12 protein-coding genes are annotated in these 13,258 nt (G+C 73.3%); 11 read left to right on the forward strand and 1 reads right to left on the reverse strand.

Annotated elements, in window-relative coordinates:
• The first annotated feature begins 15 nt into the window (after positions 1–15).
• The 10 genes from LIX60_RS23925 to LIX60_RS23970 all read left to right on the forward strand — a co-directional run bounded on the left by LIX60_RS23925 (position 16) and on the right by LIX60_RS23970 (position 10,229).
• Positions 16–1,035, forward strand: coding sequence for a carbohydrate ABC transporter permease (locus tag LIX60_RS23925; RefSeq protein WP_227960448.1), 1,020 nt, complete (start codon positions 16–18; stop codon positions 1,033–1,035).
• 5 nt (positions 1,036–1,040) lie between these two features.
• Complete coding sequence (locus tag LIX60_RS23930) at positions 1,041–1,997, forward strand: sugar ABC transporter permease (RefSeq protein ID WP_227962899.1); 957 nt, start codon at positions 1,041–1,043, stop codon at positions 1,995–1,997.
• Between the two features lie 95 nt (positions 1,998–2,092).
• Positions 2,093–3,823 carry a glycoside hydrolase family 13 protein gene (locus tag LIX60_RS23935; RefSeq protein WP_227960450.1) on the forward strand — a complete coding sequence of 577 codons (1,731 nt, stop codon included), beginning with the start codon at positions 2,093–2,095 and terminating at the stop codon, positions 3,821–3,823.
• A 2-nt stretch (positions 3,824–3,825) separates the two neighbouring features.
• A complete protein-coding gene (locus tag LIX60_RS23940; RefSeq protein ID WP_043462108.1) occupies positions 3,826–4,884 on the forward strand; it encodes a LacI family DNA-binding transcriptional regulator in 1,059 nt (352 codons plus the stop codon).
• Positions 4,885–5,893: 1,009 nt separating this feature from the next.
• Entirely contained in the window at positions 5,894–6,664 is a 771-nt protein-coding gene (locus LIX60_RS31825) for an AbfB domain-containing protein (RefSeq protein ID WP_227960452.1), read from the forward strand.
• A 215-nt stretch (positions 6,665–6,879) separates the two neighbouring features.
• Positions 6,880–7,929 (forward strand): AbfB domain-containing protein, encoded by a 1,050-nt coding sequence (locus LIX60_RS23950; RefSeq protein ID WP_227960454.1) that lies wholly within the window; start codon positions 6,880–6,882, stop codon positions 7,927–7,929.
• A 168-nt stretch (positions 7,930–8,097) separates the two neighbouring features.
• The gene (locus LIX60_RS23955; protein WP_227960456.1) at positions 8,098–8,643 is read left to right on the forward strand and encodes an RNA polymerase sigma factor; all 546 of its coding nucleotides are present in this window, start codon (positions 8,098–8,100) and stop codon (positions 8,641–8,643) included.
• The gene (locus tag LIX60_RS23960; protein WP_227960458.1) at positions 8,636–9,133 is read left to right on the forward strand and encodes a transmembrane transport protein; all 498 of its coding nucleotides are present in this window, start codon (positions 8,636–8,638) and stop codon (positions 9,131–9,133) included. Before LIX60_RS23955 ends, LIX60_RS23960 begins: the two co-directional genes overlap by 8 nt.
• Before the next feature lie 60 nt (positions 9,134–9,193).
• Positions 9,194–9,334, forward strand: coding sequence for a hypothetical protein (locus LIX60_RS23965; protein WP_227960460.1), 141 nt, complete (start codon positions 9,194–9,196; stop codon positions 9,332–9,334).
• A 154-nt stretch (positions 9,335–9,488) separates the two neighbouring features.
• The gene (locus tag LIX60_RS23970; RefSeq protein WP_227960462.1) at positions 9,489–10,229 is read left to right on the forward strand and encodes a hypothetical protein; all 741 of its coding nucleotides are present in this window, start codon (positions 9,489–9,491) and stop codon (positions 10,227–10,229) included.
• Positions 10,230–10,274: 45 nt separating this feature from the next.
• Here LIX60_RS23970 and LIX60_RS23975 read toward each other — a convergent pair whose 3' ends face one another.
• The gene (locus LIX60_RS23975) at positions 10,275–10,778 is read right to left on the reverse strand and encodes a DinB family protein (protein ID WP_227960465.1); all 504 of its coding nucleotides are present in this window, start codon (positions 10,776–10,778) and stop codon (positions 10,275–10,277) included.
• 596 nt (positions 10,779–11,374) lie between these two features.
• Between LIX60_RS23975 and LIX60_RS23980 the strand changes: the two genes are divergently transcribed.
• Positions 11,375–13,123 (forward strand): carbohydrate-binding module family 20 domain-containing protein, encoded by a 1,749-nt coding sequence (locus LIX60_RS23980; protein ID WP_227960467.1) that lies wholly within the window; start codon positions 11,375–11,377, stop codon positions 13,121–13,123.
• Positions 13,124–13,258: the final 135 nt, after the last annotated feature.

Here is a 13,258-nt window from a genome sequence, read left to right on the forward strand (position 1 = left end):
GGCTGACCGACGACCATGGCTGTCGAGACAGGCCGGTCGGTGGCACCGGCCGCGGGCGGAGACGCCCGCGGCCGCGGCCGCGGAACCGGCGGAGCACCCGGCAAGACCCCCGGCCCGCTGCGCCGGGCCCTGGCCACCCACTGGTACGCCTGGGCCATGGTGGCCCCCGTGGTGACCGTCATCGGGGTGATCATCGGCTATCCGCTGGTCCGCGGCATCTATCTGTCGCTGACCGACGCGGACGAGGCCAACGTCGCCCGCACCATCGGCGTCAACGAGATCGAGGCGACCTACGAATTCGTCGGCCTCGACAACTACCAGGCCATCCTCACGGACAGTGTCTTCTGGGACCGGCTCGGCTGGACCGTGCTGTGGACGGTGGGATGCGTCTCCATCACCTTCCTCCTCGGCCTGGTGCTGGCCACCATGCTCAACCGCAAGCTGCGCGGCCGCACCGTCTACCGGATGGCGCTGATCCTGCCCTGGGGCATCCCGGCCTTCGTGTCGGTCTTCGCCTGGCGGATGCTCTACAACGAGAAGAACGGCATCCTCAACCAGCTGCTGGCCGGCGGCGGCATCGACGGCATCCCCTGGCTGGGCGACCCGACCTGGGCCAAGATCTCCGTCATCGCGGTGAACGTCTGGCTCGGCGTGCCGTTCATGCTCGTCGCCATGCTGGGCGCCATGCAGGGCATCCCCGGCGAGCTGCTGGAGGCCGCCGAGATGGACGGGGCCAACGCCTGGCAGCGGTTCCGCAACGTCGTGCTGCCCGGCATCCGCTCGGTCAGCAGCACGGTGATCCTGCTGAGCACCATCTGGACCTTCAACATGTTCCCGGTGATCTTCCTGCTCACCCGGGGCGGCCCCGGCGACTCCACCGAGATCCTGGTGACCTACGCCTACCGGCTGTCCTTCATCGTCAGCCCGCGCGACTTCGCCTCCTCCGCGGCCTGGGGCGTGCTCATCCTGCTGCTCCTGTCGGCCTTCGCGGTGGTCTACCGCCGTTCGCTCCGCAAGCAGGGAGAGGTGTGGTGACGACCATGAAGAGCACCGGAACCCCCGGCCCCACCGGGACCACCACGGGCACCACGACGCCCGACCCCGCCACCACCGCCCCGGTACCGGCCGCCGCCGTCCGCGGGGGGAACGGCCGCACCGGCCGCGTCCGCAGGCGCGGCGAGCGCGGGCCGCTGGCCTCCGCCGGGCTGCACGCCGGCCTGCTGCTGGCCGCCGTGACCGCCGTGTTCCCGCCGCTGTGGCTGCTGGTGACGTCCTTCAAGCCCAAGAGCGACGCCTTCACCACCTCACTGGTGGAGAACTTCACCTTCGCCAACTACGACCACGTTCTGAACGACACCCGCTTCCTGACCTGGTTCGGGAACTCGGTGGTGATCGTGCTGATGACCACGCTCCTGGGCGTCTTCATCTCGGCCACCACCGGCTACGCCGTCAGCCGCTTCCGCTTCCCGGGCATGCGCCCGCTGATGTGGACCCTGCTGATCACGCAGATGTTCCCGATGGCGATCCTGATCGTGCCGCTCTACAACCTCATGGCACAGCTCGGGCTCCTCAACCAGCCCGTCGGCCTGATCATCACGTACCTCACCATCGCCGTGCCGTTCTGCGCCTGGATGATGAAGGGCTTCTTCGACACCATCCCCGTCGCCATCGACGAGTCGGGGCGGGTCGACGGACTCAACCCCTTCGGCACCTTCTGGCGGCTGATCCTGCCGCTGGCCAAGCCCGGCATCGCCGTCACCGGCTTCTACAGCTTCGTGACCGCCTGGGCCGAGGTCGCCTACGCCTCGGCGTTCATGACCGGCGAGGAGAACCTCACCCTGGCCGGCGGCCTGCAGACCTTCGTCAACCAGTACACGAACGACTGGGGATCGATGACGGCCGCCGCCGTGATCATCGCCGTGCCCGCCATGATCGTCTTCGGTTTCGCCCAGCGCCACCTCGTCGCCGGGCTGACCGCGGGCGCCACCAAGTCGTGACCGGGACCGGCCGCTTACCCACCCCCGCCTGCCACCCGGCGGCCACGGCCACACCGGCGCCGCGGCCGCCGAGTTCCCCGAGATCCAGGGATGACATGACCCACGACCCCACCGGCACCCCCCAGGCCGGCTCCGCCGCCCCCACCGCGGAACAGCGCACCGGCTGGTGGCGGGACGCGGTGATCTACCAGGTGTACCCGCGCAGCTTCGCCGACGGCAACGGCGACGGCATGGGCGATCTGGACGGGGTGCGCACCCGCCTGCCGTACCTCGCCGGGCTGGGTGTGGACGCCGTCTGGCTCAGCCCCTTCTACGCCTCCCCGCAGGCCGACGCCGGCTACGACGTGGCCGACTACCGCGCCATCGACCCGATGTTCGGCACCCTGGACGACGCCGCCGCGGTCATCCGCGAGGCCCACGCCCTGGGCCTGCGGATCATCGTCGACCTCGTCCCCAACCACTGCTCCGACCAGCACGTCTGGTTCCGGCAGGCACTCCGCGAGGGCCCCGGCTCACCACTCCGCGAGCGGTTCCACTTCCGTCCCGGCAAGGGCGCGGACGGCGAGCTGCCGCCCAACGACTGGGAGTCCGTCTTCGGCGGCCCCGCCTGGACCCGCACCACGAACCCCGACGGGACCCCGGGGGAGTGGTATCTGCACCTCTTCGCCCCCGAGCAGCCCGACTTCAACTGGGAGCATCCAGCCGTCCAGGACGAGTTCCGCTCCATCCTCCGCTTCTGGCTGGACCTGGGCACCGACGGCTTCCGCATCGACGTCGCCCACGGCCTCGTCAAGGCCGACGGACTCCCCGACATGGGCCGCGGTGAGCAGCTGAAGCTCCTCGGCAGCCAGAAGCTGCCGTTCTTCGACCAGGACGGCGTCCACGAGATCTACCGCTCCTGGCGGAAGGTCCTCGACGAGTACGCGGGCGAGCGGATCGGCGTCGCCGAGGCCTGGACCCCCAGCGCCGACCGCACCGCCCTCTACCTCCGCCCCGACGAGCTCCACCAGGCGTTCAACTTCCACTACCTGGGCGCCGGCTGGAACGCCGCCGAGCTGCGCGAGGCCGTCGACGCATCGCTCGATGCCATGCGGCCCGTCGGCGCGCCCACCACCTGGGTGCTCTCCAACCACGACGTCGTGCGGCACACCACCCGCTACGCGGACGGCGACCCGGAGCGCGGCCTGCGCCGGGCCCGTGCCGCCGTGCTGCTGATGCTGGCGCTGCCCGGCTCCGCGTACGTCTACCAGGGCGAGGAGCTCGGGCTTCCGGAGGTCACCGACCTGCCCGACGAGGTCCGCCAGGACCCCTCCTTCTTCAAGGAGAACGGCCAGGAGGGCCTGCGCGACGGCTGCCGGGTGCCGATCCCCTGGTCCGGCACCGAGGCCCCGTACGGCTTCGGCCCCGAACCCGGCGGCCCCAGCTGGCTGCCGCAGCCCGACGTCTGGGCCAAGTACAGCGTCGAGGCGCAGACCGGCGACCCGACCTCCACCCTGGAGCTCTACCGCGCCGCGATCGCGCTGCGCCGCGAACACCCGGCGCTCGGCGCGGGCGAGAGCGTGGAGTGGCTGGACGCGCCCGAGGGCGTCCTCGCCTTCCGCCGCACCCCGGCGGACGGAGCCGGGGGCGCGGGCGGCCGGGCTTCGGACGGTGTCTTCGTCTGCACCGTCAACACCACCGGTGAGCCGGTCCGCGTCCCGGCGCCGGGCCGGATGCTGCTGGCCAGTGACGGCACGGTCGCCAGGGGCGCGGGCGCGGGGGGCGCGGTCGTGGAGGGCGGCGACGTCGTGCTGCCCGCCGACTCCGCCGTCTGGTGGACGACGTGACCATGGCCGTGCCGCGGGGCGGCGGCGAACCCGCCGCCCCGCGGCTCGCGGACATCGCCGCCCAAGCGGCCGTCAGCGAGGCGACCGTCAGCCGGGTGCTCAACGGCAAGGCGGGCGTGGCCGGTTCCACCCGGCAGCGGGTGCTCGCGGCGCTCGACGTCCTCGGCTACGAACGCCCCGTCCGGCTGCGGCAGCGCAGCGCCGGACTCGTCGGACTGGTGATCCCCGAGCTGACCAACCCCATCTTCCCGGCCTTCGCCCAGGTCATCGAGCAGTCCCTGGCCGGGTACGGCTACACGCCGGTGCTCTGCACCCAGATGCCCGGCGGCGCCACCGAGGACGAACTGGTGGAGCAGCTGGAGGAGCGCGGCGTCACCGGCATCATCTTCCTGTCCGGGCTGCACGCCGACACCACCGCCGACCCCGCCCGCTACACCCGGCTGACGGCGCGCGGCGTGCCGTTCGTCCTGATCAACGGCTACAACGACAACATCGCCGCGCCGTTCGTCTCACCCGACGACCGCTCGGCGGCCCGGATGGCCGTACGGCACCTCGTCGAGCTGGGCCACGAGCGGATCGGCCTGGCCGTCGGCCCGCAGCGCTTCGTCCCGTCCCGGCGCAAGACCGAGGGGTTCGTCGCGGAGCTGCGCGAATCGCTGGGCCAGTCCCGCGAGGAGGCCGAACGGCGCGTCCACCACACGCTGTTCGGGCTGGAGGGCGGCCAGGCGGCGGCGGGCGCGCTGCTCGACGAGGGCTGCACGGGCGTGGTGTGCGGCAGCGACCTCATGGCGCTCGGCGTGATCCGGGCCGCCTGGCAGCGCGGCCTGGACGTACCCGGCGACATCTCCGTCGTCGGCTTCGACGACACCCCGCTGATCGCCTTCACCGACCCGCCGCTGACGACCGTGCGGCAGCCGGTGCAGTCGATGGCGACGGCCGCGGTCGGCGCCCTGCTGGAGGAGATCGAGGGCAACCCGGTGCAGCGCACGGAGTTCGTCTTCCAGCCGGACCTCGTCGTCCGCGGCTCGACGGGGCCGGCCCGGAGGACGCCGGGCGACTGAGCCGGGGCGAGCGGCGGTCGCCCCGCGTGGCGCCGGACCGGCCGTCCGTTCGCGTTTCCGTATCCCCGCCCCGCCCCGCCCTGGCCCGCCCCCGCCCGGCCCGCTGCCGGGCCGGGGCGCTGTGCTGTGCTGTCGGCCCCGGCTGCCCCGGGCTGCCCCGGTTCGGGCCGGTTCACGCCCGAGCCGGTCCGGGACCCGTTCCGGAACCGCTCCGGAGGCCGCCGGGACGGCCGTGGAAAGCGATTGCGGATCTTCCTCCGCGAACTGTGTTGCTCCGCCCGCCGTTCGGCTACTGTGGCGCGCGCTCCCACACGCGCCCCCCACCAGCCCGTCTCCGGGCTGCTCCGCGCTGTGCGCTCGCCGGAAGGGTTCGAGAGAGGAACCACCGTTGGCAGACGGCCGCCAAGCACGCCATGACGGCACGGAGCCGGAGCGGGGAACACCCGAGCCGGGCACCCCGGGACCGGACCGGGAGGTACGGATACCGCCGTACCTCGGAGAAGAGGAGGACGGGGAGGAGGACGGGGAGGAGCCGCCCGCCACGGGGGACGCGACCGGGGACGGCGCGGATGACGGCGCGGATGACGGCGCCCCGTCCGGCGGCGCGCCCGCGACCGCCCCCGCGCCGGAACCACGGCCCGGTGTCCCGGCCGGCCCGCCCGCCGTTCCGGCCGGTCCGCCCGCCGGTTCCGCGGAGGCCGCCGGCCCGCACCACCCCGCTCCCGCCGCGCCCGCCGGCCGGAGCCCGGATCCCGCGGCGTCCGACGGCCGCGTCCCGGATGCCTCCGCGTCCCCGGGCGGGAGCCCGGGTGCCCCCGCGTCCACCGGCCGGCCCGCCGGATCCGCCACGCCCGCCGACCGGCCGCTGGTGGCACCCCCGCCGTGGCGGCGGGACCGGCCCTCCGGGCCGCCGGCCGCCGGGGACGATCCGGTGTTCCGCTCGGCCGTCGTCCCGCGGGGCCCGGGCCGGCCGGTGCGGCCGGTGCGGCCGGCGGTCCCGGTGGTGGCCGTGTCCGGTCTCGTGATCGGTTCGGTCCTGGCGCTGGCCCTGTGGTTCGGCGGCGGCGGTCCCGCGGACGCGGGGGCGGAGTCCGGCGCCACACCGTCCTGGCACGCCGCCCCCCGCCCCACCCCGTCCCTGCCGGGTGCCGGCCGGGAGGAACCCTCGAACTCCCCTTCGGGTACGGAGAAGACCCCGTCCCCCTCGCCCAGCGCGTCGCGCACCTCCGCGGCACGCCCGGCGCCCGCCCCGTCCCGTACCGCCGGCCCGTCGTCCGGCTCCCGCACCGGCGGGGACCGTGAGGGCGGCGCGAAGGAGGAGCGCGGCAGGATCAGCGAGGGCGGAGCCTCCCGCACCGGATCGGAACGATCGCTGCGGTCGGTCAACTACCCGGACCGGTACGTGCGTCACCGGGACGGCCGGGTCCTCCTCGACCCGATCGGTTCCCCCGGCGCGGCCCGGGACGCCACCCTCGCCCTGGTGCCGGGGCTCGCCGACGGGCGCTGCCACTCCTTCCGGACGCTCGACGGCCGCTACCTCCGGCACCGCGACTTCCGCGCCGTCGTGGCGGGCAACGACGGTTCCCGGCTGTTCCGCGAGGACGCGACCTTCTGTATGCGCCAGGGCGCGGCCGGACAGGGATCGGTCTCCTTCGAGGCGTTGAACCACCCCGGCCGCTTTCTGCGCCACCGGAACTTCGAGCTCCGGCTGGACCCGTGGGAACGCTCGGGCCTCTACCGGGCCGATATCTCCTTCCAGCTGACCTCGCCCCTCGGCTGAGCGCTCCCGGTCCGGGGCCGGGTGGCCGCCGGGCCGCCGCCCCGGCCGTCACCGCTGCTTACTGCGGTTATAGGAGGCGAAGTGTGTTGCGGCGAAGGTCGTTTGGGCTACTGTGACGCGGGTTCGCCCGCGCCTCCGGGGGCTCCGCCACCGGTTCGGAGGCTGCCGCCCCAAGGGCTGTGCGTTGGTCAGAGAAGGTCTTGGGAGGACCCGAGATGACAGCCGACACGCCACGCGACGACGGCCCGGGGCCGGACCCCGGCGTATGGTCGCCCCCCTATTGGGAGGACGGCGCGGAGTGGCCCACCGGTGGCTACACCGGCGCGTTCCCGGCCGGCGGGGAGCCGGCCGCCGCGCCCGGCGCCGACGACCTGGTGGGAGCCGCCCCCGCCGGGTCGTTCTACGGCTCCGGGCCCCTGATGCCTCCGCCGCCCCCGCCTCCCGCGCCGCGCGGCAGACGCCGCCGGAAAGACGGCGGCAGGGCCGGCGGACCGCCGCCGAACCTGTCGGAGTACGGCCTCTCGCTGCCGGGGGACGACGGCACCGGCGCCCGGCCCGCCCGCCGGGCGCGCCGTATCGGCTGGCGCCTCCGGGACTGGCCGCTGAACCCGATCCTCCTGCTGGCCGGGCTGCTGGCCGCCTCCCTGGCGGGCACGGTCTGGTTCTTCGGAATGGACATGCTGGGCGCGGACGGCGACGACGGCCCGGCGGGCGGCGGCGCGGCGCCGGGGGCGTCGGCGCCGCCCGGGAGCAGACCCCGGCCCACCCCGTCCCTGCCCAACGCCCCCGCGCCGGGCGTGTCCGGCAAGGGCGGGCTGCCGTCCGAGGGGGCCACGGCGAACCGCTCGTTCCAGTCCGTCAACTACCCCAAACGCTATCTGCGCCAGCGCAACGGCGGGATCTTCCTCGACCCCGTCAGCTCCGGCCCGGCCGCGGCGGCCGACGTCAAGGACGCCACCTTCACCGTGATGCCGGGCCTGGCCGACGACAAGTGTTACTCGTTCAAGACGGCCAACGGGACGTACCTGCGCCAGCAGAAGTTCCGCGTGCGGGTCTCCGCCCCGCAGGACACGGGCCTCTTCCGCCAGGACGCCACCTTCTGTGCCACCGAGGGGATGGTCGCCGGCGCCACCAGCTTCGAGTCGTACAACTTCCCCGGCCGCTTCCTGCGCCACCGCGACTTCCGGCTGGTGCTCGACCGTCCCGACGGCTCGGACCTCTTCAAACAGGACGCCTCGTTCCGCGTCATCGCCGCCCTGAGCTGAGCCCGCCCGGGGCCGGCCCCCGTCACGTCCCGCCCGCGCGTACATCATGAGAGCACTCGGGGCGGCGCACCGGAGTGCGGGCCCGGCCGGTCGCCCGGGATCCCGTGAACCTTTCCGCCCCGCACGCCGACTGTTCCGGTGAGACGCGGAAGCGGAGAGGGAGGTGCGGTGAGCGGCGACGAGCGGCGTGACGGGCTGTTGGTGGTGCGCTGCCAGCTCGGGGAACGGGAAGCCTTCCCCGAACTGGTGCGTGCCTGGCATGCCCCGCTGTGGCGCTACGTGCGGGCCATGGTCGGCTCGCCGCACCTCACGGAGGATCTCACCCAGGAGGTGTGGATCGCCGTGGTGCGCGGACTGCCGCGGCTGCGGCAGCCGGAGCGGTTCGCCCCCTGGCTGTTCACCATCGCCCGGCGCGCGGTGACCGACCACCTGAGGCAGGCGTACCGGGCGTCGGAAACCACCATGGACGAAGCGGGCGCCGTCGTCGACGACTCCCTCGGCAGTCTGCTCACGACGATGCAGGTGGAGGCCGGCCTGGGCGGGTTGCCGCCCCCGGAGCGCGAAGTGCTGATCCTGTTCCACCTGCAGGATCTGCCGCTGGCCGCCTGTGCGGAGGTGATCGGCGTACCGGTCGGCACGGTCAAGAGCAGGCTGCACCGCGCGCGCCGCATGTTGCGCGGCGTCCTTGCCGAGAGGGGATACGGACATGAGTGAACCGAACCCCGCTCCCCGGCGCGGCGTGCCCGGGGAACTGGAGCGCGCGCTCGCCGCGGAGGTCTCGCTGGGCTCACGGATCCGCCACCTTGCCGTGGGACTGGCGGGAGGATGCGGGGCGGCACTGATCGCGGTGCTGTGGGCCACCGAGCCGCATCCGCTTCCCCCGCGCACTCGGGCCGCCTTCGCCGGGCTGATCGCCATCGGGCTGGCCTGGGCGGTCTTCGCCGGCTGGGTGCTGAGCAGACGGCGGCCCCTCTTCGCCCGGGACCGGGTGCTGGCAGCCCGGCTCGCGCTCGTGGCCGCCGCGGTGACCGGCGTGGCCGGGACGGCGCTTGCCGCTGTACGCGCCACCACGGCCGGGGTCCTGGTCACGGCCCTGGCCGGTGTCCTCCTCGTCGCCGCGGCAGGACTCGCCCTGGTCCGGGCGCGGTCCCGCCGCCGCGAACTGCTCGGGCTGCGGGCCGCCCTGCAACGGGACAGGTCTTGAGCCCCCGGCCTGCGTTCCTTCCGATTCACCGAGATCACCGAGATCACCGAGGAGACCGCCGTGAATAACAAGATCACCCCCCTGGGGCCACTGGCCCTCGCTCTGCGCCTCCGCGGGGCCGGCAGGCGCACCGTCTTCCTGGTCGCCGCGGCGGTGTGCGCGGCACTGCTGCTCGGGACCGGCCTTCTGCTGCTGACCTGAGGCCCCGGCCGGGCCCGCGGCAGCGGGGACGGTCACCGGCTTCCGCGACGGCGGACGTGCGCGCCGGGCGTGGCCCGGGCCGACCGGGGATTATCGTGAGCGCAGACCGGAACAATCCGCCGGAATCACGGCATAGCGGAAACAGGGCGGCCCCATGGGGGACTGGTGGTATCGCAACATCGTGGAGCCGGGCAAGCTGCCCCTGCTGCTCAGCCTGGCCGGGTTCGTGACCGTGTTCCTGGTCACCCGCGGCATCACCCGGATGATCCGGGCCGGCCGCGGCCCGTTCCGCAACGTCGGCACCGGACGGGTGCACATCCACCACATGGTGCCCGGCATCGTGCTGGCCGCCATCGGGGGCTTCGGGATGGCGGCCATCGCGGACGAGAGCGGCGGGGCGGCGGCGATGGCGCTGGTCTTCGGCGCCGGAATGGGCCTCGTCATGGACGAGTTCGCGCTGATGCTCTACCTCAGCGACGTGTACTGGTCCCAGCAGGGCCGCGCCTCCGTCGAGGCGGTCATGCTCACCGCGGCCGCCGTCGGCATGGTGCTGCTCGGCGCGCTGCCGGTGGGCGTGGACGATGTCAGTGAGTCGGAGCAGGACAACCGGGCGGTTCTGGCCCTGACCGTCGCCCTGCACTTCCTCATCGTCGTGACGTCCTTCGTCAAGGGGAAGATGCGGCTGGGCGTGATCGGGATCTTCCTGCCGCCCGTGGCGCTGACCGCCGCCGTGCGCCTCGCCCGCCCCGACTCGCCCTGGGCCCACCGCTTCTACTCGGAGGGCTCGCGCCGCCGGCGCCGGGCCACGGAGCGGGCCCGGCGGCACGACGCCCGCTGGGGCGGTGTCAGCGCGAAGGCGGGCAACCTCCTGGCGGGCAAGCCGGACCGGCACTGAGGACGGGGCCGGTCCGGGCTCCGCTCACCCGCCGCTCCTCGCCGCTCACTCGCCGACCGCTCCGTCGATCCGCTCGCGCAGGAAATCGGCGTGGCCGTTGTGGCGGGCGTACTCCTCGACCATATGGGCGAGGATGTAGCGCAGGGAGAAGTCCTCGCCGCGGCGGCGGCCCGTGACGTCGAGGGACTCGGCGGCCTCGACGACGGCGCGGGACCGCGCGCACGCCTCCCGCCAGACTCGGAACGCCTCCTCCGGGTCGGCGGTGTCCACGTCGAAGGCACCGTCCGTACCGTCCTCGCGGGGCCAGTACCGCGGCACGCTCTCGCCGTTCACCACGTTCCGGAACCAGCCGCGTTCGACATCCGCCATGTGCCGCACGAGCCCGAGCAGGGAGATCGGGGACGGCGGCACGGCCCGCTCGCGGAGCTGCTCCGGGGAGAGCCCCGCGCACTTCATGGCGAGGGTGTCCCGCTGGTACTGCACATATCCGTTGAGCGTGGCCCGCTCGTCGTCGACCGGCGGCGGATCAATCCTCTGGTGATCGGTCATCGGGACATCATGCCGTCCGGGGGCACCGGCCGCGTGCCGAAGTACCGCCAGGCAGACGCTTCTTGGACGCGACGGACGGCCGGCGAACGCGCCCCGGCGCCCGGATCGGGAGGAAGCCGGCGCGGAGGAAGCGGCCCGGTGCTCGTCTCACCCGGCGGACGGCAGGGTGGCCGGCCGCCGGGCGGCGGCGCCGGGTACGGGCCGGTCGCACGCCGCCCGCCGTGACGCGGACTGCTGTTCCCCCTGGAACCGGCCCGGCCGGACGGGCGCGTGGGGTCCGTGGACGGGGTGGTCCGGAAGCGGCCACGCCCTGCGGATCCCCCGGCCGGCCGGGCCGGAGTCAGGGCTGAACGTAACACTGCTGCAATAGTTTGCGAAAGAGCTTGCAGGCGTCCAACCCGTGGTGAGGCGGCGGGATTTCGCCTCCGTAACGCGGTTGTGTCCAGGGTCTTGACCTCGGGCGGCGGGCGTCCTACCGTCCGGTATCCAACGTCTTGTTGTTTCTTGCAGCAAGAACCTTCATCGGCCTTAGGGGCATGGCGCGTTGCCGCACGAGGCTGGCTCCCCCACCCCCATTCCTCACCCAGGAGGAAGCAATGGCCCGTAGCGTCAGCAGACGCCGACCCCTGGCCGCGGCCCTCGCCCTCGTGGCGGGCGCGGCCGCCGGACTCGCCTCACCCGCCGCCACCGCCCCGGCCCAGGCGGCACCCCCCGGTACCAAGCAGGTGACCGCCGTGCTCTTCGAGTGGCGGTTCGACTCCGTCGCCAAGGAGTGCACCGAGACCCTCGGCCCGGCCGGTTACGGCTACGTCCAGGTCTCGCCCCCGCAGGAGCACATCCAGGGCGGGCAGTGGTGGACCTCCTACCAGCCCGTCAGTTACAAGATCGCGGGCCGGCTCGGCGACCGGGCCGCCTTCAAGAACATGATCGACACCTGTCACGCGGCGGGCGTCAAGGTCGTCGCCGACAGCGTCATCAACCACATGTCCGCCGGCTCCGGCACCGGTACCGGCGGGTCCTCGTACACCAAGTACGACTACCCCGGCATCTACTCGGGCGCCGACATGGACGACTGCCGGTCCGAGATCAACAACTACGGGGACCGGTACAACGTCCAGCACTGCGAGCTGGTCGGCCTCGCCGACCTCGACACCGGCGAGGACTACGTCCGCGGCCGCATCGCCGCCTACCTGAACGACCTGCTCTCCCTCGGCGTGGACGGCTTCCGCGTCGACGCCGCCAAGCACATGCCGGCCGCCGACCTGGCCAACATCAAGTCCCGGCTGAGCAACCCGAACGCCTACTGGAAACAGGAGGCGATCCACGGGGCCGGTGAGGCCGTCTCCCCGGGCGAATACCTCGGCACCGGCGACGTCCAGGAGTTCCGCTACGCCCGCGACCTCAAGCGGATGTTCAACAACGAGAGCCTCGCCCACCTCGAGAACTTCGGCGAGAGCTGGGGCTACATGGAGTCCGGCAAGTCCGCCGTCTTCGTCGACAACCACGACACCGAGCGCGTCGGCGACACCCTCAGCTACAAGGACGGCGCCAACTACACCCTGGCGAACGTCTTCATGCTCGCCTGGCCCTACGGCGCCCCCGACGTCCACTCCGGCTACGAGTGGACGAACAAGGACGCCGGCCCGCCCAACGGCGGAACGGTGAACGCCTGCTACAGCGACGGCTGGAAGTGCCAGCACGACTGGCCCGAGATCCGGAACATGGTGGCCTTCCGCAACACCGCCGGCAACGCGGCCGTCACCAACTGGTGGGACAACGGCAACGACGCCATCGCCTTCGGGCGCGGCAGCAGCGCCTACGTCGCCATCAACCACGAGAGCGGGCCGCTCAGCCGCCTTTTCCAGACCTCGCTCCCGTCCGGCGACTACTGCGACGTCCAGAGCGGCACCACGGTGACCGTCAACGGCTCCGGCCAGTTCACCGCCACCCTCGGCGCCAACACCGCCCTCGCCCTGCACACCGGGGCCCGCACCTGCTCCGGCAGCACCGGCGGCGGTGGCGGCGGTGGCGGTGGCGGTGGCGAGGATCCGGCCGCGGGCGCGTCGTTCAACGTCAACGCCACCACGGTGCTCGGGCAGAACATCTACGTCACGGGCAACCGCGCAGAGCTCGGCAACTGGAACCCGGCCTCCGCGCTCAAGCTCGACCCGGCCGATTACCCGGTGTGGTCACTGAGCGTCCCGCTGCCCGCGGGCACCTCCTTCGAGTACAAGTACCTCCGCAAGGACGCGGGCGGGAACGCCACCTGGGAAAGCGGCGCCAACCGCACCGCCACCGTCGGCAGCGACGGCAGCGTGCGGCTCACCGACACCTGGCGCGACTGACCTCTTCCGCCGCCCCTCGCGGGCGCCGGCCGTCCGGCCCGTACTCCCCGACGGGCCGGGCGGTCGTCCCGCCGTTCTCCACCCCCTGCCGCGCCCCCGCCGTCCCCCCGGCCAACCCCTCCGCCACCGGGTGTG

This window comes from Streptomyces sp. S07_1.15 (assembly GCF_020739505.1).
GTDB classification, from domain to species: Bacteria; Actinomycetota; Actinomycetes; order Streptomycetales; family Streptomycetaceae; genus Streptomyces; species Streptomyces xinghaiensis.

Coding starts and splice junctions, on each gene's coding strand:
- LIX60_RS23925 (WP_227960448.1), top strand. CDS start 16: ATGGCTGTCGAGACAGGCCGGTCGGTGGCACCGGCCGCGGGCGGAGAC.
- LIX60_RS23930 (WP_227962899.1), top strand. CDS start 1,041: ATGAAGAGCACCGGAACCCCCGGCCCCACCGGGACCACCACGGGCACC.
- LIX60_RS23935 (WP_227960450.1), top strand. CDS start 2,093: ATGACCCACGACCCCACCGGCACCCCCCAGGCCGGCTCCGCCGCCCCC.
- LIX60_RS23940 (WP_043462108.1), top strand. CDS start 3,826: ATGGCCGTGCCGCGGGGCGGCGGCGAACCCGCCGCCCCGCGGCTCGCG.
- LIX60_RS23950 (WP_227960454.1), top strand. CDS start 6,880: ATGACAGCCGACACGCCACGCGACGACGGCCCGGGGCCGGACCCCGGC.
- LIX60_RS23960 (WP_227960458.1), top strand. CDS start 8,636: ATGAGTGAACCGAACCCCGCTCCCCGGCGCGGCGTGCCCGGGGAACTG.
- LIX60_RS23970 (WP_227960462.1), top strand. CDS start 9,489: ATGGGGGACTGGTGGTATCGCAACATCGTGGAGCCGGGCAAGCTGCCC.
- LIX60_RS23975 (WP_227960465.1), bottom strand. CDS start 10,778: ATGACCGATCACCAGAGGATTGATCCGCCGCCGGTCGACGACGAGCGG.
- LIX60_RS23980 (WP_227960467.1), top strand. CDS start 11,375: ATGGCCCGTAGCGTCAGCAGACGCCGACCCCTGGCCGCGGCCCTCGCC.